23 protein-coding genes and 1 other RNA gene are annotated in these 21781 nt (G+C 41.4%); 12 read left to right on the plus strand and 12 right to left on the minus strand.

From position 1 onward, the window contains the following. The first annotated feature begins 9 nt into the window (after nt 1–9). Genes ACKWCA_RS15360 through ACKWCA_RS15375 form a run of 4 tightly spaced genes read left to right on the plus strand, consistent with a single transcriptional unit; the run spans nt 10 to nt 2526 of the window. Nucleotides 10–654: a hypothetical protein gene (locus ACKWCA_RS15360; protein ID WP_413979088.1), complete on the plus strand. Its 645-nt coding sequence runs from the start codon at nt 10–12 to the stop codon at nt 652–654. Continuing rightward, a complete protein-coding gene (locus ACKWCA_RS15365; protein WP_413979089.1) occupies nt 635–1459 on the plus strand; it encodes a DUF3822 family protein in 825 nt (274 codons plus the stop codon). Before ACKWCA_RS15360 ends, ACKWCA_RS15365 begins: the two co-directional genes overlap by 20 nt. Next, a complete protein-coding gene (locus tag ACKWCA_RS15370; RefSeq protein WP_413979090.1) occupies nt 1459–2001 on the plus strand; it encodes an RsmD family RNA methyltransferase in 543 nt (180 codons plus the stop codon). The genes ACKWCA_RS15365 and ACKWCA_RS15370 overlap by 1 nt, the downstream gene beginning before the upstream one ends. A 27-nt stretch (nt 2002–2028) precedes the next feature. Then, nucleotides 2029–2526: a hypothetical protein gene (locus ACKWCA_RS15375; protein WP_413979091.1), complete on the plus strand. Its 498-nt coding sequence runs from the start codon at nt 2029–2031 to the stop codon at nt 2524–2526. Nucleotides 2527–2589: 63 nt separating this feature from the next. On the opposite strand, the gene rnpB is transcribed toward ACKWCA_RS15375, so the two are convergent. After that, an RNA gene (gene rnpB / locus ACKWCA_RS15380) (RNase P RNA component class A) lies at nt 2590–2905 on the minus strand. Nucleotides 2906–3039: 134 nt separating this feature from the next. On the opposite strand from rnpB, the gene ACKWCA_RS15385 reads away from it, so the two are divergent. Then, nucleotides 3040–4911, plus strand: coding sequence for a DNA polymerase III subunit gamma/tau (locus tag ACKWCA_RS15385; protein ID WP_413979092.1), 1872 nt, complete (start codon nt 3040–3042; stop codon nt 4909–4911). Here the strand turns inward: ACKWCA_RS15385 and ACKWCA_RS15390 are convergent. After that, nucleotides 4900–5256 carry a transmembrane 220 family protein gene (locus ACKWCA_RS15390; RefSeq protein WP_413979093.1) on the minus strand — a complete coding sequence of 119 codons (357 nt, stop codon included), beginning with the start codon at nt 5254–5256 and terminating at the stop codon, nt 4900–4902. The two genes, ACKWCA_RS15385 and ACKWCA_RS15390, sit on opposite strands and share 12 nt — an antisense overlap. 72 nt (nt 5257–5328) lie before the next feature. Between ACKWCA_RS15390 and ACKWCA_RS15395 the strand changes: the two genes are divergently transcribed. Beyond that, the gene (locus tag ACKWCA_RS15395; protein ID WP_413979094.1) at nt 5329–5910 is read left to right on the plus strand and encodes a MiaE family protein; all 582 of its coding nucleotides are present in this window, start codon (nt 5329–5331) and stop codon (nt 5908–5910) included. A gap of 72 nt (nt 5911–5982) precedes the next feature. On the opposite strand, the gene ppk1 is transcribed toward ACKWCA_RS15395, so the two are convergent. From ppk1 to pdxH, 3 genes are read right to left on the minus strand one after another with little or no spacing between them, the layout of a single operon-like run. Continuing rightward, nucleotides 5983–8055 (minus strand): polyphosphate kinase 1, encoded by a 2073-nt coding sequence (gene ppk1, locus ACKWCA_RS15400; RefSeq protein WP_413979095.1) that lies wholly within the window; start codon nt 8053–8055, stop codon nt 5983–5985. Beyond that, entirely contained in the window at nt 8052–8540 is a 489-nt protein-coding gene (locus ACKWCA_RS15405) for a SixA phosphatase family protein (protein ID WP_413979096.1), read from the minus strand. Before ACKWCA_RS15405 ends, ppk1 begins: the two co-directional genes overlap by 4 nt. A gap of 10 nt (nt 8541–8550) precedes the next feature. Next, nucleotides 8551–9195 (minus strand): pyridoxamine 5'-phosphate oxidase, encoded by a 645-nt coding sequence (gene pdxH, locus ACKWCA_RS15410; protein WP_413979097.1) that lies wholly within the window; start codon nt 9193–9195, stop codon nt 8551–8553. Nucleotides 9196–9363: 168 nt separating this feature from the next. Between pdxH and ACKWCA_RS15415 the strand changes: the two genes are divergently transcribed. After that, on the plus strand, nt 9364–9876 hold the full coding sequence (locus ACKWCA_RS15415; protein WP_413979098.1) for an SRPBCC family protein: 513 nt from the start codon (nt 9364–9366) through the stop codon (nt 9874–9876). Here the strand turns inward: ACKWCA_RS15415 and ACKWCA_RS15420 are convergent. From ACKWCA_RS15420 to rpsA, 5 genes are all read right to left on the minus strand, one after another. Beyond that, nucleotides 9873–10778 carry a ribonuclease Z gene (locus ACKWCA_RS15420; RefSeq protein ID WP_413979099.1) on the minus strand — a complete coding sequence of 302 codons (906 nt, stop codon included), beginning with the start codon at nt 10776–10778 and terminating at the stop codon, nt 9873–9875. The genes ACKWCA_RS15415 and ACKWCA_RS15420 overlap by 4 nt on opposite strands. Continuing rightward, complete coding sequence (locus ACKWCA_RS15425) at nt 10775–11107, minus strand: ribonuclease Z (RefSeq protein WP_413979100.1); 333 nt, start codon at nt 11105–11107, stop codon at nt 10775–10777. The genes ACKWCA_RS15420 and ACKWCA_RS15425 overlap by 4 nt, the downstream gene beginning before the upstream one ends. A gap of 43 nt (nt 11108–11150) precedes the next feature. Beyond that, complete coding sequence (locus tag ACKWCA_RS15430; protein ID WP_413979101.1) at nt 11151–12077, minus strand: aspartate carbamoyltransferase catalytic subunit; 927 nt, start codon at nt 12075–12077, stop codon at nt 11151–11153. 1 nt (nt 12078) lies between these two features. Further along, nucleotides 12079–12618 carry a bifunctional pyr operon transcriptional regulator/uracil phosphoribosyltransferase PyrR gene (pyrR, locus tag ACKWCA_RS15435; protein ID WP_413979102.1) on the minus strand — a complete coding sequence of 180 codons (540 nt, stop codon included), beginning with the start codon at nt 12616–12618 and terminating at the stop codon, nt 12079–12081. A 131-nt stretch (nt 12619–12749) separates the two neighbouring features. Continuing rightward, a complete protein-coding gene (rpsA, locus tag ACKWCA_RS15440) occupies nt 12750–14603 on the minus strand; it encodes a 30S ribosomal protein S1 (protein ID WP_413979103.1) in 1854 nt (617 codons plus the stop codon). A gap of 266 nt (nt 14604–14869) precedes the next feature. On the opposite strand from rpsA, the gene ACKWCA_RS15445 reads away from it, so the two are divergent. Then, nucleotides 14870–15250 carry a LysM peptidoglycan-binding domain-containing protein gene (locus ACKWCA_RS15445; RefSeq protein ID WP_413979104.1) on the plus strand — a complete coding sequence of 127 codons (381 nt, stop codon included), beginning with the start codon at nt 14870–14872 and terminating at the stop codon, nt 15248–15250. Nucleotides 15251–15363: 113 nt separating this feature from the next. On the opposite strand, the gene cmk is transcribed toward ACKWCA_RS15445, so the two are convergent. Both cmk and lon read right to left on the minus strand, forming a co-directional pair. Next, complete coding sequence (cmk, locus tag ACKWCA_RS15450) at nt 15364–16050, minus strand: (d)CMP kinase (protein ID WP_413979105.1); 687 nt, start codon at nt 16048–16050, stop codon at nt 15364–15366. Between the two features lie 63 nt (nt 16051–16113). Beyond that, nucleotides 16114–18564, minus strand: coding sequence for an endopeptidase La (lon, locus tag ACKWCA_RS15455; protein ID WP_413979106.1), 2451 nt, complete (start codon nt 18562–18564; stop codon nt 16114–16116). Nucleotides 18565–18782: 218 nt separating this feature from the next. On the opposite strand from lon, the gene ACKWCA_RS15460 reads away from it, so the two are divergent. From ACKWCA_RS15460 to ACKWCA_RS15475, 4 genes are all read left to right on the plus strand, one after another. Then, the gene (locus ACKWCA_RS15460) at nt 18783–19337 is read left to right on the plus strand and encodes an RNA polymerase sigma factor (protein ID WP_413979107.1); all 555 of its coding nucleotides are present in this window, start codon (nt 18783–18785) and stop codon (nt 19335–19337) included. Then, nucleotides 19337–19897 carry a hypothetical protein gene (locus ACKWCA_RS15465; RefSeq protein ID WP_413979108.1) on the plus strand — a complete coding sequence of 187 codons (561 nt, stop codon included), beginning with the start codon at nt 19337–19339 and terminating at the stop codon, nt 19895–19897. Before ACKWCA_RS15460 ends, ACKWCA_RS15465 begins: the two co-directional genes overlap by 1 nt. Then, on the plus strand, nt 19878–20966 hold the full coding sequence (locus ACKWCA_RS15470; protein WP_413979506.1) for a hypothetical protein: 1089 nt from the start codon (nt 19878–19880) through the stop codon (nt 20964–20966). The genes ACKWCA_RS15465 and ACKWCA_RS15470 overlap by 20 nt, the downstream gene beginning before the upstream one ends. Before the next feature lie 61 nt (nt 20967–21027). Further along, the gene (locus tag ACKWCA_RS15475; protein ID WP_413979109.1) at nt 21028–21753 is read left to right on the plus strand and encodes a head GIN domain-containing protein; all 726 of its coding nucleotides are present in this window, start codon (nt 21028–21030) and stop codon (nt 21751–21753) included. Nucleotides 21754–21781 lie beyond the last annotated feature (28 nt).

The following is a 21781-nucleotide window of genomic DNA, read 5'->3' on the forward strand; positions in this document are numbered from 1 at the left end:
CGAGACATAATGAAGACCATCATACAAATTGTACTTTGGATTGGATGCGCAGTTTTGGCCTATCTTATTTACCAATCGGTAACAGGACCTATTCAATTCGCCCAAGTAAAACAGGAACGTTTCGCTAAGGTGATATCCAACCTTAAAGATATTCGAAATTCGCAGGAAGCGTATAAAACCGTGAATGGCAAGTACGCGAATGATTTTAAGTCGTTGGTCAGCTTTGTGGATGGTGGTAAATACACGATTACTTCGCAAAAAGATTCTTCATTCATGCGTTACAATGAGGCCTTTCAAATCGATATGCCGGTCGATACCGTAGTTATTGATACTCTCGGCTTTGTTTCGGTGAAAGATTCCCTTTTCGGAAAAGACGATCGATTTAAGACCATGATGAATGTGCCAGGTGCAAGTGGAAAGTCCTTCGAAATGAAATCGGATATTATAGATAAAGGTGGTTATAAAGCCCCGGTATTCGAAGCTAAAGTTGCTAAGGACATTGTTTTGGCAGACCAACCCAAAGACCTGAGATCTAGAGAAAATGCACAAGTTAGTGTTGATGAGGTCAATGGACCCTACGTTTCAGTTGGTTCATTAACACAAGTGAGCACAAGTGGAAACTGGCCACCGATTTATGACCGTAAAAAAGACTAATAACGACATAGTACAAGAATTTGATAAATTGTCCATTCAAGTCAGCTTGAATGGACTTTCTTTTTGTGTTCTCGACACTATTGAGAATCGCATCCGTTTATCGGATACCCTTGCTTTTGAAGAAGAACGTTCACCTTATGGCCTGAGGAAAGGATTGGTTTCCCTTTTTGAAAAGCATCAGTTACCCAAGAAGAGTTTTGCGGAGGTTATCGTGATTCATTGCAATACGTTGTTCAGTCTAGTACCCAAACCGCTTTTCGATGTCGACGAGATGCCCAACTATCTCAAATTCAATGCGAAAATCCTGGCCACGGATCACCTGGACTATGATGAAATAGAAGACAACGACATGATCAATGTGTATGTTCCTTTTGTCAATGTGAACAATTACATCTATGAGCTTTTTGGTGCGTTTACATTTAAGCATAATGGCACCGTGATGGTCGAATCATTGCTCAAAAGCAATACCCAAGGACAGGAACCGATCTGTTATGTTCATATAGGGTTACGGCAAATGGATATTACAGTGCTTTCGAAAAAGAAACTACTGCTATTCAATAGTTTTAAGTTTAGTACAAAAGAGGATTTCATTTACTACCTCCTCTTCGCTGTCGAACAATTGAGTCTAGACCCCGAAAAAGTGCTCATCAAACTGTTCGGGAACATCGAGGAAGGCGATGAGTTCTATACTATCTGCTATCAATACGTGAAAAATGTTTCGATTTTTGCGCCTCCAACCTCCTGGTATCCTTTCCATACTAGAGACGAGGAAGTCATTGACTTTGCGGTTCTTAACTCTCTGTAATGCGAATTATCTCAGGTACTTTTAAAGGAAGGCGAATTACGGCGCCAAAGAAGTTGCCTGTTAGGCCTACAACAGATATGGCCAAAGAAGGCTTGTTCAATATTCTGAACAATCACTATTATTTTGACGAAATATCGGTTCTCGACCTTTTTTCCGGAACGGGAAACATCAGCTACGAGTTCGCCTCAAGAGGAGTTTCTTCCATCACCGCTGTTGACGCGAACGCCGATTGTGTGCGGTTCATCGAAAAAACCGCATCTGGCCTTGAAATGAAAATTACGGCACAAAAACTGGATGTTTTTTCCTATCTCGAAAGAAACCCGTCCAAATCGGATATTATTTTTGCTGACCCTCCTTATAACATGGACTTGAGTGATTTTGAAAAGATTCATGAGTTGGTTTTCGAAAAGGAACTTCTTTTACCGGGAGGACGCTTGATCATCGAGCACGCCAAACAAATGAAACTTTCCCATTTAACCCACTTCATAAGCGAGCGAAAATACGGAGGTAGCGTTTTTAGCTTTTTCCAAAATACTATGTAGCTCTGGCGTCATCTGATATTAGGTACCATGAATCTTCGTATTCAACTAAAAAAGAAACATCACAACACCACCATTCTGAATTGTATTCGGAGTGATGGTTCAAGCACTTTTACAAAATTACCCCTGAATCTTGAAATCCATGATATTGCGCACTATGTTGTTGAAAAACAGCTCGGTTTTACCCATGCCTTTTACGGCTTGCTCGCACTGGGGTATGAAATTGGTGATTTCCAGCTCCTGAGGGAGGAAAGACCTCAGGCGCTACAACCGAAAAATCTTCACCCGGAAGCCTTGATGACAGAGCATCTCGTCAATGTATTGCAAATTGATTTTCAATGTCCTGCAGCCGACCAACTCGACCTTATCAAAACAATAGGTACTATTTTAAAAGAGAATAACCTCGCTTTTCCGGAGCAGTTGAATCAAGAAAGGTTACGAGATATCAGAGAGGAACTGAAAAGGCTAATGAGGAACTGGGAACAGGTCGAGGTAGGTGGTCATTTAGAATTGGTTCTTCATATATAAATAAGACATGGGGCAAAGAATCCCTGCTCAAAATGAGGACTGTCTTTGGCCAAAAAGCGTTTCAAAAAAAGCAGGCCGTAAGCCGGATTCTGTATTCGTACGAGACGAAGCCCTATCATTTATCTAGGTCTTTAGTTACCCAAAGACTCAAACCGCCTACCCTTCGACTCGGGCGCGCTACCCTCGAACATCGATTTACATGACGTTTCACCACATAGAGTTTACCTGATTTCACTACAGCATTACCTGTACATTCTTTCTGCTGCACTTGTCCTATCACGTCAAGACGTGATGACGGGCGTTACCCGCTATGTTGCACTCTGGTGTCCGGACTTTCCTCGGTAGTAATTTCAACTACAGCGATAGGGTGACCTGCTCAGGGCAAATTTAGGCTAATTGTTGATAAAAAAGGACTTAATCGACTATAAAGAAAATGCTTGATCCATTCCAATTTTTATATTTGTAGTCACCCTTGGGCAGCTTGTATAACCGTCCTAAAAAAAGCACTAGAATTTGGAACCCTTCATTGTTTCGGCAAGAAAGTACCGTCCGCAGACCTTTAAAGATGTGGTCGGGCAACAGGCTATTACCAATACTTTGCTCAACGCCATTGAAAACAATCACTTGGCGCAAGCCCTTTTGTTTTGTGGGCCAAGAGGGGTGGGCAAAACCACCTGTGCGCGAATATTGGCGAAACAGATCAACCATGACGGAACCCAAGGTGCGGACGAAGACTTCGCATTCAATATTTTTGAACTCGATGCCGCTTCAAACAACTCGGTCGATGATATTCGGAATCTGATCGATCAGGTACGCATTCCACCTCAAGTTGGAAAATACAAAGTATACATCATCGATGAGGTTCACATGCTGTCTGCATCTGCTTTTAACGCTTTTCTAAAAACGTTGGAAGAACCTCCGAAACATGCCATTTTCATATTGGCCACTACTGAAAAACACAAAATCATTCCCACCATACTCTCGAGGTGTCAAATTTTTGATTTTAAGCGAATTACGGTTAAAGATGCAACTGAATATCTGAAATATATCGCTGAAAGTCAGGGCATTGAGGCGGATGACGATGCCCTTCATATTATCGCACAAAAAGCCGATGGTGCCATGCGCGACGCACTATCGATTTTCGATCGCGTGGTCAGTTTCTCTGGAAAACAATTGACCAGAAAGGCGGTAACCGAAAATCTCAACGTATTGGATTATGACACTTATTTTCGGACAACAGACCTTATTCTAGAACACAACATTCCTGAATTACTATTATTGTTCAATAAGACATTGGCCCTTGGTTTTGATGGCCATCATTTTATAAGTGGGCTCGCCTCCCATTTTAGGGATCTTATGGTCTGTCAGCACCAGAATACGATTGCTCTTCTAGAGGTAGGTGAAGGAGCCAAAAAGTTATATCTTGAACAATCCAGTAAAGTCTCAAAGACTTTTTTGCTTCATGCATTGGGAATTGCCAACGATTGTGACCTGAAATACAAAACAAGCAAAAATCAACGCTTGCTGGTCGAACTGACCTTAATGAAATTGGCCTCCATTGATTTTGAAGGTCAAAAAAAAAATCCTGAATCCGTAGCACTCGATCAAAAAACGGTCGAATTCATTGCTCCTGCCTCATTCTTTAAGGGATTGAACATACCCAAAGAGAAAACCACAAAGGTTGCGACTGTCTCAGACCTCCAGAATGATCAGAGTGCGCAAGAGCCAAAACCTGCTGCACAAGCTGTTGAGAAAATAGATTCTATTCAAAAAGCTGACGAGGTACAGAGCGATGCATTACCTAACAACAGGGGAAGCATAGTTCAACCTACAGGTATCCAATCGGCCCAGGTCGCAGAGAAACAAGAAAGTGAGGGGGTAGGCGAAACGGTTGTCAAAAAGGTCGATATAAAGAAACCTCAAAACCGCGTTTCGGGTCTAAGTATCTCTAGTTTAAAGGCTAAAAAGGCGCACGAACTCAACAAGAAGGATAATTCCGTTGATGAAAGCCAATTGCCTCGAGACATCTTCACAGAGGGAGTCATGCAAGGTCATTGGGCCGATTTCGTACAGAAAATAGACAACGAGGGCCGAAAGATACTAGCCTCGAATCTGCACTCTGATGTTCCCAAATTGCTTAATGAGACGACACTCTGGATAGAGCTCCCAAACAGTACGATGAAAAAAGAAATTGAACGGGAACAGTACGATTTAATGGAATATCTTAAGTCAAAACTGAATAATCATTTCATCAGTTTGAAAATCACTGTCAACGAGGAAACTGCTAAAAAATTCGCCTTTACACCTGAAGAGAAGTACGAAAAACTAAGGGAGAAAAACCCTGCCATAGATTTATTGCGGAAAGAGTTCGATTTAGACCTTTGATCTATGCCGTATCGCCTTGAAGACCAGCAAGAGCATAACAATAGCGATAATCAATAAACCATAGGCTTCTCGACCTTCTTCTACATTTTTGATATCGCCTTGGCCGATTTCAAAACCCTCGAACTTTTCAGGATAGGTATAGAAAAAGCCTATCAAAGCAGCTATACCGGCAACCAATGGCACTGATGTAGGTACTTTATCAAAAGCACAGCCTAAGGCGATTATTCCGGCTAATCCCCAAATAGTAACCCACAATAAGGGGTCGGGATCATTGTACTGAAGTCCTGCAGAAACCAGAAATACAATTCCAAAAACTATGGCCAATACTTTAAAAAGGGTGTTCATGTGACGTATGTTTGGTTAACAAGGCCTTAAAATAACGTTTTCTTTCTATTTTTGTTGTCAAAATTACTGCTGATGCTAGGCTTGAAATTACCTACGGACCCTAGATGGGTCAATATTGTTGAGAAGAATGTCGATGAAATATTGACCGATCATGCCTATTGTGAACAAAAAGCGGCCAGCACAGCAATTTCATTGATCGTAAGTTTTCCGGAATATCCTGAACTAGTGGAAGAAATGATTGCCCTTTCGAGAGAGGAAATGGGACATTTTAAAATGGTGCATGACAAAATTATTGCCCGTGGAAAAACATTAGGGAGAGATCGCAAAGATGACTATGTGCTTCAACTGGTAACCTTCTTTCCCAAGGGAGGTAGCAGAACAACACAATTGGTACACCGCCTGTTGTATGCCGCCTTAATCGAAGCCAGAAGTTGCGAGCGTTTCAGACTGTTATCGGAAGAGCTCGAAGATAAGGAACTGGCGGAATTCTACCACAAACTAATGATCAGTGAAGCAAGTCACTATACGATGTTCTTAAAATTCGCCAGACACTATGGAAATCGAAACGAAGTTGATAAAAAGTGGCAAGATTTACTGGAATATGAGGCGGAAATCGTGAAAAACCTAGGAAGGAACGAGACTATTCACGGCTAAGGCCGAACTTTTAGAACCGGTTTCTCGATATACTTTCCGAGCTATTTCAATTCTATTCGAAGGTATGGCTTATTACATATCTAACTTCTTCAGATAGTAGTCGTACATGGCAAACTGTGAACGCACTTTCGGTAAATCATTCTTTAGATAAGAGTTGTCTTGTTGTTCATTAAAAATCCGTGCTTTTGTATTATCGTTCCAAGATATTTCAAAAGTGTCCAAAAGCTCTTGCTTGATATCCTCATCATAAATAGGGCAACCCACTTCAACGCGATAATCAAGATTACGGGTCATCCAGTCGGCTGAGGATATATATATTTTTGGATCCCCTTCATTTCCGAAAATGAACATTCGCGGATGTTCCAAGAACTTGTCGACGATACTGATAGCTTCAATGTTCTCACTCATTCCTTTTACACCTGGAATGAGACAACAAATTCCCCTAATGATCAATTGAATCTTCACCCCTGCCCTACTCGCTTCATAAAGTTTATCAACCATTTTATAGCTTGTGAAGCTATTCATCTTAATCTTGATATACGCCTCTTTACCTACAATCGCGTTGGCGATTTCATTATCAATCAATTTTTGAAAGGTACTCTTGGTGTAATGCGGAGAGACCACCAAATGCTTGTACTTGTTGATTTTGTATGTTGTCTCGAAGAAGTCAAAAACCTTGTTCAACTCCTTAAGAATCGACTCATGCGCCGTAAATAAGGTATAATCGGTATAGATTCGAGCTGTGGCCTCACTGAAATTACCTGTACTTATGAAACCATACCGTTTCATTCCTTCATCTTCCTCTCGCTCAATAACGCATATTTTACTGTGAACCTTAAGTCCGGGCACTCCAAAAATCAGTTTGACACCTTCTGCTTGTAATTGTTCGGCATACTCGATATTCGCTTGTTCGTCAAAACGTGCTTGTAACTCTATTTGAACAGTAACCTGTTTCCCATTTTTCACGGCATTGATCAAAGAGGCTGCTACTTGCGAATTGCTCGCCAAACGATAGACGGTAATCTTTATGGTCTTTACTTTTGGGTCTAAAGCGGCTTCCCTTAAGAACTTGATGATATAAGAGAAGGTATGATAGGGGGTATATTGCAAATAGTCTTTTTGAGCAATTTGCTCCAGAAGACTACCCTCCATACTAAATCCCTTAACGGGCAATGCATCGATTTTGTCATACATCAGGTCATTCCTTCCCAAACTAGGAAAGCCCATATAGTCTCGTCGATTGTGATACCGCCCCCCAGGAATAACACTATCCGTGTCCTCTATATTCATTTTCTCCTTTAGAAAGCGCAGGGTGTCCTTTCCTATACTCTTGTCATATACAAAACGTACAGGATCCCCTAATTTTCGGTGCTCAACGCTCGAGGAAATTTTGTCAATAAAACTCTTACTCAAATCATTGTCCATATCAAGCTCGGCATCACGGGTAATCTTAATCATATGAGCCGATATGGACTCATATTCGAACATCGTGAAAATGTTTCTTAGGCAATACCGTATCAAATCGTCTAAAATGATGATGTAGTTTTTATTGCCCTCTTTCGGTAGCACTACAAAACGATCTATCCCTTTAGGAATTTCTATTAACGCATACCTCTTCTCTTTGTCCTCGGCAATTTGATCCCCGATGATAATCATTTTTACCGCCAGATAAGCGGCAGTGTCCTTCAGAATCGGAAACTCGGTCAAATCGTTGAGAATAATCGTCATCAACTGCGGACTGACCTTTTTCAGAAAATAGTCTTTCACGAAACCTCGTTGCGTTTCGCTCAGTTCCGTTTCTTTGATGATAAAAATATTCTGTCCTTCTAATTCTTCCTGTATCTCTTTTAGGATGTTTACACTGCTGGCCTGCTGGTCAATCACGATTTTGGTGATTTCAGCCAAGAGATCTTTTGCGGTTTCACCACCTAAAGCACTTTTACCTTTTTTACCGGCATCGACAATTCGTTTGACCGTAGCATACCGTACTTTGAAAAACTCGTCAAGGTTATTGGAAAAGATTCCCAAAAACCGCAATCTCTCGATAAGCGGAACATTAGTGTCTGCGCTTTCCTGAAGCACACGATCATTAAATCGTAACCAACTGATTTCACGATTTATATATTGATTTTTAGTTTTTATCATGCTCTTAATGCCTTTGGAAAAATAGTCTGTTCGGTGATTCCCTTTTGTATCGAAGCCCACTCATTTACATCAAACTCCAGCCGCACCAGACCGCTTGTGGGAACATTTTCAATATAGGTATTTCCGAGGGAATTCGCAATGTATGTAAAGGCGTGATTATGTCCAAAAATCATAATCGTATCACATGTGTTATCCAACTCCTTTATGAAGTGTAGCACCTCATCACCTGAAAAATCATAGAGCCTTTCGGTAATTCGAAATTGATCTAATGGAAGGTACATTTGTCTACAAAAAATCATCGCGGTATGTAATGCCCTATTTGCCGGACTTGAAAAAATCATGTCGATTTTCGGTGCACTCTCCTGGAACCTGTCGGAAACCAAATGGGCATCGTTAATTCCCCGCTGCAGTAGTGGACGATCTTTATCACCTACCGAATACTCCCAAGAGGATTTACCGTGACGGACTAAAATGAGTGTTTTCATAGCTGTTTTTTTAAGGAGCCAGACGTTCTATTTTCCAATCGATACCCTCTAGAGTGAATCGAATTCGATCGTGCAAGCGATTTGGCCTACCTTGCCAGAACTCCATAGAAACAGGTGCTACGAGGTACCCACCCCACCATTCGGGTCGTTCGATTTCCTTTCCTTCAAATTCTTTCTCGAGACGTTTCAATTCTTCTTCCAAAACATCCCTTGAGGGGATTACACTACTTTGATCAGAGACAATAGCTCCAAGTTGACTACCTGCAGGGCGTGATTGAAAATAACCATCCGACAGGTTTTCGGCTATTTTATTCGCTCGACCTTTTATGATAACCTGACGTTCGAGATTCGGCCAGAAAAAGGAAATACATACATTTGGGTTCTCCGCAATAGCCCTCCCCTTTTCACTTTTGTAGTTGGTATAAAAAATAAATCCTTCGTGGGTATACTTTTTCAATAACACTACACGGCTTTTAGGGAACCCATCTAAACCCATCGTTGAAAGCGTCATTGCATTGGTTTCATCAACACCGTCCGACGCCTCGACCTCGTAAAACCACTTTTGAAAAAGTTCCATCGGATTCTCGGAAATGGAACCTTCCATAAGTGCACTTTTTTCGTATGCCTTTCGGTAATTTCCTAAATCGTTTTGCATAGCTTTATTTTATACTGCAATTTACAACCGAACCGGTGTAAACTTTCCATTCGACAAGAAATTTTTCAATCTCATTTCTTCATTGCCTAAACTCATGGTACAAATCAAAAAAAAACACCTTCCAGTAAAAATGGCCTATGCCTAGGGGGAAGCATAAATTAGGATTAAATGGATTTCACGATAGGCCTGTGCTGTGCCAATTCGCTACTTTTTGTACCTTACCCATACCTGTTCGAGATAAAAACCATGCGATTCACCTGTTATACGGATATTAAGGCACCTATTCAGATTGTAGTGGATTTATTTAAAAATCCTGATAATCTCAAACACTGGCAAGATGGCTTTAAACGCATAGAATACATCTCAGGAGCTCCTGGCGCAGAGGGGTCCATCTCAAAATTAAGCTACGATAGGTTATCACTTGTGGAGACCATTATCCGAAATGAACTGCCAGAAGAGTTTAAGGCCAACTATGAACATAAACATATGGTCAATACCATGTCATGTAGATTCAAGGTGATAGATGTTGGAACTACGCGACTTAAGCAAGAGATACACTATACAAAGTTCAATGGCTTTTTACCCAAAGTGCTGGCCAAATTATTTCCTGGTATGTTCAGGAAACAGGTCCAAAAATGGCTTGACCAGTTTAAGTACTTCGTCGAGAAGCAACACCCTTAAAATTCAAATACCTTACCGTCATCAGCCAATAAGACCGATTCGAATATTGTCCGAGCTTCTTCCTTAAAGGGTTCAATGGACCTATACCTTGTGGAATAATGACCCAAAATCAAAGTACCTACCCGGGCCGCTTGGGCAATGGAGGCCGCTTCTTTGGCCGTGGTATGTCTTGTTTTTTTCGCTAAATGTGCCTCTGAATCGAGAAAGGTAGCCTCGTGATACAGGGCGTCGACTCCCTTTATCTGGGGCACAATATCAGGTTTGTGGGCCGTATCGCTGCAATAGGCATAGGCTTTGGGGTTTGGCGGGTCAAAGGTAAGTGCACTGTTTGATATTACTTGGCCATCATCCAATGTGATGCTTCTCCCGTTTTTAATGTTTCGATATTGCGAGGTATCGATTTTGTATTTATTTACCGCTTCGATATGCAGCTTACGTTCCCCCAGTTTTTCACGAAACAAAAATCCATTGGTATACACCCTATGATTCAAGGGAATGGTCTCGACCATCGTCTTTTCGTCCTCATAGATCACTTGGCTTTCCTTGGAAACCAGTTCGTGAAAAATCAAAGGAAAATTTGTCCATGAATCACCGAGCTTCAACAAAAGTGTAATGGCTTCTTTTATCCCTTTAGGGCCGTAGATATGCATTTCCTTGTTTCTTCCCAACAAACGAAATGTTGAAATGAGCCCGGGAAGACCAAAGAAATGATCGCCATGCAAATGGGAGATGAAAATATGGTTGATGCGAGAGAATTTGATTTTATTTTTCCGCAGTTGTACTTGAGTACCCTCTCCACAGTCGATCAGAAAAAGATGACCTTTGATTTCCAACACTTGCGATGTAGCGTTGGTCATTGCCCTTGGAGTTGCGGCATAGCAGCCAAGAATCGTCAAGTTCACAGCCCGAGATCTCTTTCTATTTCTTCCATTTCAATGACATCCCTGGCTTCTTGAAGTGTGGGTACGACCAATATTTCTTCCGGAACCTCATCGTAAGACACCTTATCGGTTACCAAGACGAACGATTTACCTGATTCTCGATGGGCGCTGGACAACGTCAAAAACTCCAAAATATGGTTTGCGGTCAATTTGGAAAAAGAGAATAAATTCACAATGATATGATCATTCTCAATTTTTGAGTATCCATCATTTAAATTCTTCAAAAATTCATTCAGTGCAATATGTTCTTGAAATACGATAGTGGTCGTTCCTTCTTTGTCAAAAATCATAGTTAATCTTTTAGACCTCACAGGTCTTGAAGGCATATGAGGTTTATTTTATTTTAGAGGCCAACAGATAGATTACCGCCATTCGAATCGCAACCCCGTTTTCCACTTGGTTCAAAATTATGGACTGTTTGGAATCGGCCACATCACTGGTGATCTCCACTCCCCTATTGATGGGTCCTGGGTGCATGATGACGATTTCTTTGTCAAGACTGTTCAATAGGGTCTTATTGACACCAAACTGTTGCGTGTACTCTCTTGTTGTCGGAAAGTAACTAATGTCCAAACGCTCGTTTTGAATGCGGAGCATATTGGCCACATCACACCAATTCAGTGCTTTTCTCAAATCGGTCTCAACTTCAACACCTAACGACTCTATATACTTGGGCAAAAGGGTTTTTGGTCCGCAGACCTTTACCTTGGCGCCTTGCAACTTCAATGCGAAAATATTCGACAAGGCAACTCTTGAATGCAAAATATCACCTACAATAACCACCTTCTTTCCGGCTACGTCACCTAATTTTTCCCGGATGGAATAAGAATCCAATAGCGCTTGGGTAGGATGCTCATGTGCTCCATCTCCTGCATTTACGATGGAAGCGTTTACATGCTTTGCCAAAAAAATACCGGAACCTGGGTTTGGATGTCGCATTACTACCATATCAACCTTCATTGATAAAATGTTGTTTACGGTATCAATTAAGGTTTCTCCCTTTTTTACCGAAGACTGCCCTGCCGAGAAATTGATGACATCCGCTGACAGACGCTTTTCGGCAAGTTCAAATGATAGCTTGGTTCTAGTACTGTTTTCAAAAAAGATATTGGCTATGGTGATATCACGTAGTGATGGAACTTTTTTAATGGAACGATTGATTACTTCCTTGAAATGATCGGCAGTATCAAAAATGAGTTGTATATCTTTTTCATTAAGATATTTTATTCCCAACAAGTGTTTTACACTTAATTCTGCCATTCTACTTATTTATCAAATAAATTACATCCTTCCCGTCGTTCTCCTTCCACATCACCTTTACCTTTTCTTCATTGATCGCATCTACCTGTCTACCTCTGTAATTGGGTTGTATTGGCAAATGCCTGCTAAATCGTCGATCGATCAGTGCTAAAAGTTCGATTTCAGAAGGCCTACCAAAAGACTGAATCGCGGTAAGTGCAGCTCGTATACTTCTTCCGGTATAGAGAACATCATCGATCAGAACCACCTTCTTATCCTCGACCAAAAAATCGATTTTCGTTTTGGTAGCGGCCAAAGTCTTGTCTCCTCTTCTAAAGTCGTCTCGATAAAAGGTAATATCCAAAAAACCTACATCAATATGCTTTACCCCATATTCTTCTTTCAAGATTTTGGTCAATCTTTCGGCTACGAAGGTGCCTCTTGGCTGAATACCGATAAGAACAGTATGCTCAAAATCAAGATGATTCTCAAGAAGTTGACAAGCCAAACGATGGAGTATGATATTGATTTCTTCGGAGGAAAGCAGTACTTTTTGACTCATAATAGGTCTTCAATACTTTAGTGGCACAAAAATAGGAAATTCCCTCGAATAACCTTTAGGCAAACGGATAACAAAAAAAGGCCCCAAACCGAAGTGTCTGGAGCCTTTTGCTATTTTAAAATGAAAAACCGTTATTTCTTACCGGCTTCCATTTTATCTTTCAACGCTTGTAAAGCCTCATTGGCATCACCTAAAGTAGGTTTTGCTTCATCAGCAGCGGCCTTCTGCCTTTTAGCGGCAGCCTTTACGTTACGTTTCTCTTCTTCCCTGAAAATAGCCGTGTGACTTGCGACTACGCGCTTAAAGTCCTTATTGAACTCGATGATCTTGAATTGGGCTTCTTCTCCTTTTCCAAGTTTCTTACCATCTTCTTTTTCAAGGTGACGTTGTGGTACAAAAGCGGTGATGTCTTCATTGAATTCAATGATAGCACCTTTATCAACGATCTCTGTGATAGAAGCGGTATGAACAGAGTCTAAACCAAACTCACTTTCGTATTTATCCCAAGGATTTTCAGTGGTCTGCTTATGGCCCAAGCTCAACTTTCGGCCTTCAACGTCCAATTCCAATACCTCTACTTCCAAGGTATCGCCAACCGTTACGAATTCAGATGGATGCTTGATTTTCTTAGTCCAAGAAAGGTCAGAGATATAGATCAATCCATCGATACCTTCTTCCAATTCAACAAAAACACCAAAGTTGGTGAAGTTGCGAACAATACCTTTATGTCTTGATCCGACAGGGTATTTGGTTGTGATATCGGTCCAAGGATCAGGACTCAATTGCTTGATACCCAACGACATTTTACGATCTTCGCGATCAAGGGTCAAAACAACAGCTTCTATCTCATCGCCAACTTTGACGAAATCTTGAGCAGACCGCAAGTGGGTCGACCAAGACATTTCAGAAACGTGAATCAATCCTTCAACACCTTCGACAACTTCGATAAACGCACCGTAATCAGCAATTACGACTACCTTACCTTTCACCTTGTCTCCAATTTTGATTTCGTCGCTCAAGGCATCCCAAGGATGTTTCTCCAATTGCTTCAAGCCCAATTGTATTCTCGATTTGTTTTCATCGAAATCAAGAATTACAACATTTAATTTTTGATCGAGCTCCACCACTTCGTTCGGATGGTTGATACGGCTCCAAGATAGATCTGTGATATGGACCAAACCATCTACACCACCAAGGTCGATAAAGACACCGTATGAAGTGATGTTTTTGACCACACCCTCCAATACTTGACCTTTTTCAAGCTGACTGATGATCTCTTTCTTTTGTTCTTCGATATCAGCCTCGATAAGTGCTTTGTGCGAAACAACAACGTTCTTGAATTCGTGATTGATCTTAACCACCTTGAATTCCATCGTTTTATTCACATATTGGTCGTAGTCACGAATCGGTTTCACATCTATTTGTGAGCCCGGTAAGAATGCCTCGATACCGAAGACATCCACGATCATACCACCTTTGGTTCTGCATTTGACAAAACCACTTACTACTTCTTCTTTGTCATGTGCCGCATTTACGCGATCCCAGGCCATAATCGTTCTGGCCTTTCTGTGTGAAAGTACCAATTGACCACTTTTATCTTCGCGGATGTCGATCAACACCTCGACTTTGTCACCTACCTTTAAATCTGGATTATACCTAAACTCGTTTAGAGAGATAACACCTTCAGATTTGGCGTTGATATCGATAATCGCTTCGCGATCGGTAAGATAGACCACGGTACCGGTAACCACTTCTTCATCAGCGGTATCCACGAAATTTTCAGAAACCAATTTTTCGAACTCCTCTAGTTTAGAGTCCTCTACTTTTTCGATTCCTTGTTCGTATTTTTCCCAGTTGAAGTTTTCCAAAAATTCTTGGGGATCTTGTGCAGGAGCAGTCTCTTTTTCCGCCTTCGGAGCCTCAGTAGCTTCGACTTGTGCTTCAGTAGTTTCTTCTACTTCGGCTTGTGTTTTTTCTTCAGCCATTTGTATAGCTTAAAATTTGTATTCTACGATTAAACAAGAGCTCAACAATCATCGTAGAAGTTGTTATTTATTTCCTTATAGTTATCCCTTTCCGCTCTTGAATCTTTGTTAAAAAGGGCTGCAAAAGTACACTTTTTACCGAAGTATCACAACTCTTTCTAAGCAATGACCCTTCTTTATTTACTATTTCATTGCTTTTAGTACCAACTTCTGGCAATTATTACTATATTGAGTGCCTAAATATTAACGAACAAATACATTAACTTATGAGTGTTAAAGCAAAATACCAAGGTGTCTTATCCCTTGGTGAGCAACTAGGAATCAAAGATGGAAAAGTGACCGAAGAAAACGGTGTTCTTAAAATCAAAGGACAAGCGTCAACTCCCTATGAAAAAGATCTTTTATGGGATAAGATCAAAGAAGCTGGTGGCGAGAACGCGTCGGACATCATGGCGAATATCTCGGTAGAAGATGACTCAGTGTACCATAGACATACGGTAGCTAGTGGCGAATCTTTGAGTAAAATCGCCAAGCATTATTACGGTGATGCCATGAAGTACACTAAAATTTTTGAGGCAAATACCAATATCTTGAAGAATCCTGATGTGATTCATCCAGATCAGGTATTGGTCATTCCAAATATCTAAAATCGTACATCAAAATGAAAATGCCGTTGGATATCCAACGGCATTTTTTTTGTATCTATTTTACCAACAGTCGTTTTACGAATGTGTCCAGACTGTTTATTCCAGGCCTATTCCTACTCGATTATTCGAAGCGCGTAATTATACATCCGTTCAAACTGCTCCTCCAGCCCCATATCACTATTATCGAATGGTATGGCATCTTTGGCCTGACGAAGTGGGGAGAATTCGCGATTCGAGTCAATGTCATCCCTGTAGCGTACATTCTTGAGCACATCCTCGTATTCGACTTCCTCACCCTTATCCAGTAATTCTTTGTAGCGTCGGTGGGCTCTTTTCTCTGGGGAGGCAGTCATGAATATCTTGAGCTCCGCATCGGGGAAAACCACCGTTCCGATGTCCCGACCATCCATAACGATACCCTTCTCCAGACCCATTTTTTTTTGCATATCCACAAGCATATGGCGCACTTGTTCCAACTCAGCAACTCTGCTCACATACTTCGACACCTCTAACGACCGGATTTCCTTTTCGACATTTTCCCCATTCAAATACATTTCCGAAAAGCCAAGGTCTTTGTTGTACTTAAATAAAAGCTTGATCCTCGGTAGTAACTTAATCAGGGCTTGGGTATTTTCCTGACCCTTACCTATGAAGCCGTTCCGCATCGCAAAGAGGGTAACGGCCCGATACATGGCGCCTGTATCTACATATATGTAGTCAAGTGCCTTTGCCAACTGCTTGGCAATCGTACTTTTCCCGGTGGACGAATATCCGTCTATGGCGATGGTGATTTTTTTCACACTGTAAAAATAGGCAGAAAAAACGGTGTAACCCCCTCCCTTTCAGCGGGTCTCTAAATTCAGTTACAACTTTTTCGCATTCCTCACTTTTTGTCCGGTAATCGCCAAATCGATTACCTCATGCATATCTGTAACGTAATGAAACGTAAGTCCCTTTAGATAGTCTTTTTTAATCTCAAGAATATCTTTTTCATTATCCTTACAAAGTATGATCTCTTTGATTCGTGCCCGCTTGGCAGCAAGTATTTTTTCCTTAATTCCGCCTACCGGAAGTACTTTGCCCCTCAAGGTTATCTCACCCGTCATCGCCAAACTTTTTTTCACCTTCCTTTGGGTAAATAGAGAGACCAATGATGTCAACATGGTGATACCGGCACTTGGGCCATCTTTTGGTGTTGCTCCCTCAGGCACGTGAATATGAACGTTGTATTTTTCGAATATTTCGGAATCGAGCCCAAAACGTTCCGCGTTCGACTTGATATATTCCATGGCGATTGTCGCAGATTCCTTCATTACTTTACCCAAGTTGCCCGTAATGTTCAAAGAACCCTTGCCTTTAGATAAAATAGATTCAATAAAAAGGATGTCACCTCCGACACTTGTCCAAGCCAATCCGGTTACGACCCCTGCAACATCGTTATTCTCATACTTATCACGTTCTAACCGCGCCGGGCCCAACACTTTTTCCACATCCGCACTAGTGATTTTGATATTGTACGATTCCTCGGTAGCAATCGATTTGGCGGCATAGCGCACCATTTTGGCGATTTGCTTTTCAAGTGAACGCACCCCTGACTCACGTGTATATCCTTCAACTATTTTTTCAAGTTGTGGTTTACCGATTTTAAGGTGTTTGGTGGTTAGACCATGTTCCTCCAACTGTTTGGGCAGTAAATGCCTTTTGGCGATTTCCACTTTTTCTTCAATGGTATATCCCGTGACATTGATGATCTCCATACGATCTCGTAAAGCAGGCTGTATGGTAGACAGGTTATTCGCTGTAGCGATAAACATCACTTTAGAAAGATCATACCCCATTTCGAGGAAGTTGTCATAGAACTCACTATTCTGTTCCGGATCCAACACTTCTAACATCGCGGAAGAAGGGTCACCTTGGTGACTATTCGAAAGCTTATCGATTTCATCCAAAATAAACACTGGATTCGAGGTTCCGGCTTTTTTCAGGCTCTGAACGATTCGACCTGGCATTGCGCCAATATAGGTCTTTCGATGCCCCCGGATTTCGGCCTCATCCCGCAGCCCTCCCAAGGACATACGAACATATTCCCTTCCTAGGGCTTCCGCAACCGATTTACCCAAAGAGGTCTTTCCTACACCTGGAGGCCCGTATAAACAGAGAATGGGCGATTTCATATCATTTCTCAGCTTCAGCACGGCCAAATATTCTATAATGCGTCGTTTCACATCCTCCAGGCCATAGTGATCTCGATCCAGAATTCGTTCGGCACGCTTTAAATCGAATTTATCCTTTGAAAAGTAATTCCAAGGTAAATCCAAGAATAAATCAAGATAATTTCGTTGAATAGAGTATTCCGCAACCTGAGGGTTCATTCGCTGCATCTTGGAAAGCTCTTTTTCGAAGTGTTCTTTGACCTTTTCGTCCCATTTCTTCTTTTTCGCCTTCACCCGCATTTCGTGCAGCTCTTCATCATAAGACCCACCACCCAATTCTTCTTGAATGGTTTTCATCTGTTGATGCAAGAAATACTCACGCTGTTGTTGATCCATATCATTTCGGACCTTCGATTGAATATCGTTCTTAAGTTCCAACTTTTGCAACTCGACATTCATATACTTCAAGGTAGCCAGTGCACGGTCTTGTAAATTGCCGATTTCCAACAATTCCTGTTTGTCCTTTACATCGAGATTGAGATTTGATGAAACAAAATTGATCAGGAACGAATTGCTTTGAATATTTTTAATGGCAAATGAGGCCTCACTAGGTATATTCGGGTTGTCCCTAATGATTTGAAGGGCCACTTCTTTGATAGTTTCGATAATCGTCAGAAACTCCTTGTCTTCCGGTGCGGGTCGCTCCTCTTTCGTTTCGCGTACCGTAGCCGTAAGATAGGGGTCTTTTGTAAGCACCTCGGCTATTTCAAACCGTTTCTTTCCTTGAATGATGACAGTCGTATTTCCGTCGGGCATTTGCAAAATACGGAGGATACGGGCAACAGTACCTATCGTATTGATGTCCTTCACATCAGGATTCTCAACACTCTCGTCTTTTTGAGAGACCACACCGATAACCTTAGACCCGGTATTGGCATCTTTTACGAGTTTTATCGATTTATCGCGACCTGCGGTAATTGGAACGACTACTCCTGGAAACAAGACCGTATTGCGCAGAGGCAATATAGGCAGGGTTTCCGGGAGATTTTCATTGTTCATCTGCTCCTCATCCTCCGGTGTCAAAAGTGGTATTAATTCCGCATCCTCTTCAATAGAATGCAAAGACATATTGTCAAAATTTGTAAACTTGGAATCTCCCATAGTCGTATTTCGGTCATTCTGTCATTAGCTGTACAGAACTCTATTTTTAAAAATTATACTTCAACACCCTGAACTCCTACGCTTGGGGCAGTTAAGGTGTTCTTTGTGTACTTCATTCCCTTTGATTTGGCAATTCCCATGCCATAATGTTGTTTTTTTTTAGCACAAACTGTAACAATCGTTAAATTGGCTTATCTCTAAGACAAACCATTCATTTTTTGAGCCACAAAAAAGAACATACTGACGCTTTATTGCAATTGTGTCTAGAAGGAAAATCAAGTGCACAATTGGAAATTTACAACCGCTATTACAAAGCCATGTACAACACGGCCGTTCGGATTGTAAAAGATAGCGCCGAAGCTGAGGATGTAATGCAAGAGTCGTTTTTAAACGCGTTTACGAAGCTGCATACATTTAAGGGAGAGGTAACTTTCGGAGCTTGGCTTAAACGCATTGTGATAAACAACAGTATCTATCATTACAGAAAGAAACAGAAGAAAAAAGAAGTTGATCTGGATGATGTAATTTATAAGGTCGAAGATAATGACGGAGTTGTTTCGGATCATGCGTTAACCGAACTGAAGGCTCAAAAAGTGATGGAAACCATGAACCTATTAAAGGACAATTACAGAGTTTCTTTGACCTTACATTTAATTGAAGGATATGATTATGAAGAAATCAGTCAAATCATGAATATCAGCAATGCCAACTGTCGCACGACGATAAGCAGGGCAAAGGAAAGTCTAAGAAAGAAATTAACAATTCCCTACTAATGGAAAACGAAAATATAGAACAACTGTTTGACAAGCTCCAGGGCACTTTCGATATCGGAGAACCCAAAGAAGGACATCAACAACGCTTTCTTGAAAAATTACAAGCCTCACAAGGGGTGGTCTCTATAGAGCGCAAAAAGAAATCATGGTGGAGACCTTTATCGATAGCAGCCTCCATTGTGCTACTTGTCGGCGTCGGCATCGGCTTTTTCAATTCAGCACCGACTCGCGATGAGCAGGTGGCGGAAATATCACCGGAGGTGTCACAAACACAGTTTTACTTTGCGAGTTTGATCGAAGAACAGGTGAGGGAACTTGAAGAGATGGGTACACCTGAGACCCAAAAGATAATCGACGATACCACGATACAATTACGGCGTCTGGAAACCAACTATAGCACTTTGGAACAAGACCTCATCAATGGCGGTAACAGTAAATTGATCCTCAGTGCCATGATTACGAATTTTCAAACAAGGATAGACCTTTTAGAAGACGTGCTCGACCAAATCGAAACAATAAAAACACTAAAAAATCAAAATGATGCGAACTATACTATTTAAATACATAACGGTACTGTTTTTAACAGTCCCCATGCTTCTTTCGGCCGGCAATGGCAAATTGAAAGGTAAGTATACCAAGGAAAAAACCATCAAGAAGGAATTCGATGTCAACTCAGATGCCTTACTTAAGGTAAGCAATAGCTATGGAAACCTCAACCTGACCTCCTGGGAAGGAAACAAGGTGCTGATCGAAGTGCATATCAAGACCAATGGAAACAATGAGGAAAAAGTGCAGCGAAAGCTAGACGGTATCACCGTAGACTTTGATGCCAGTAGCAGCGTAGTTTCCGCAAAAACCATCTTCAACAACTCAAGGAATGGTTGGGGCTGGGGCGGCCGAAACAACAACGTACATATGCAAATCAATTATACCATAAAATTACCGGTCAAAAATAGTGTACATCTGAACAATGACTATGGCAATATCATCTTAGATAGGATAGACGGACATGCAAAAATCAATTGTGATTATGGCCGCTTGGAGATTGGTGAGCTCCGTGGAAGGAACAACCAGTTGAATTTTGATTACACTTCAAAGTCTACAATCGATTTTATAAATAGTGGTACGATTACGGCCGATTATTCCGGTTTTACCATCGCAAAGGCTGGTGATTTGAAAATCAATGCAGATTACACCAATTCGACCGTTGAAAAAATGGGTAATCTTGATTACAATACCGATTATGGAAAATTGGAGGTCGGTGAGGCCGACAATGTTCAGGGCACGGGTGATTATATTACAGTAAAATTGGGAACCCTTCATGGCAATGTGGATATTACGGCCGACTATGGTTCCGTTAAAATCAATGAAATGGCCTCAGACGCTGGCAATCTCCGGGTAAATGGTGATTACACAGGCATTAAAATAGGGTACGACCCGCAATATCACTTTGATTTCGAGATAAAAACATCGTATGCCGGAGTCAGTGGTAAAGACGATTTTGAAATGAACATCAGTGAAGTCAAGAATACCAGTAAGTATTACAAGGGATATTACGGCTCGGCGAACAGCGGTAACTCCGTGAATATCTCCAGTGACTATGGAGGAATAACATTTACGAAAAATTAGAATAATTTAGTCTTCAGTATATTAACAACCTGTCGACAGGCAGGTCAAAACAACAATCAAAATGAAAAAAATCATCACTTTAAGTTTAATAATGGCCTTCACGGTTTCATGTACCGCCCAATGGGGAAAACGTATCAAAGGCAATGGAAACACAATAACCACAGATCGCAGCGTTGGTGATTATGATGCTGTTGCGCTATCGGGCTGGTTCGATGTAGATTTAGTAGACGGTAAGGAAGGTACCATTACCTTGGAAGGGGAGTCCAATTTGTTGGACTATGTAATCACCGAAGTAAAAGATGGAAAATTGGTGATCAAGACCAAAAAAGGAGTGAACCTAAAACCTTCTTCCTGGGATGACGGCATACGGATAACCGTACCCGTTGAGAGCATCGATGCCTTGGCCCTATCAGGTTCTGGAGATATCGTTTCAAAAACGACCATCAAGACCAATACGTTCAAAACGGCAATGTCAGGTTCAGGAGATATTACTGTGGATGTCGATGCAAGTTCGGTGGAAGCCAGGATGTCAGGGTCTGGGGATATCCGGTTAAGTGGATCCACAACTGACTTCGAAGCCACGATTTCAGGAAGCGGAGATATCAAAGCATACGATTTAGAGGCGGACAACGTTGACGCCACCGTGTCAGGTTCTGCGGATATCAAGGTGACCGCTAACAAGATGCTGAAAGCACGCGTATCCGGTTCAGGGGACATTAACTATCGTGGAAACCCAGAGAAAGTAGATACCAAGGCCTCGGGATCAGGAGATATCTCAAGAGGATAACAAACCCAACATCAAAAAACGAACAACA

This window comes from Maribacter corallii (genome assembly GCF_047345415.1).
Lineage (GTDB): Bacteria > Bacteroidota > Bacteroidia > Flavobacteriales > Flavobacteriaceae > Maribacter_C.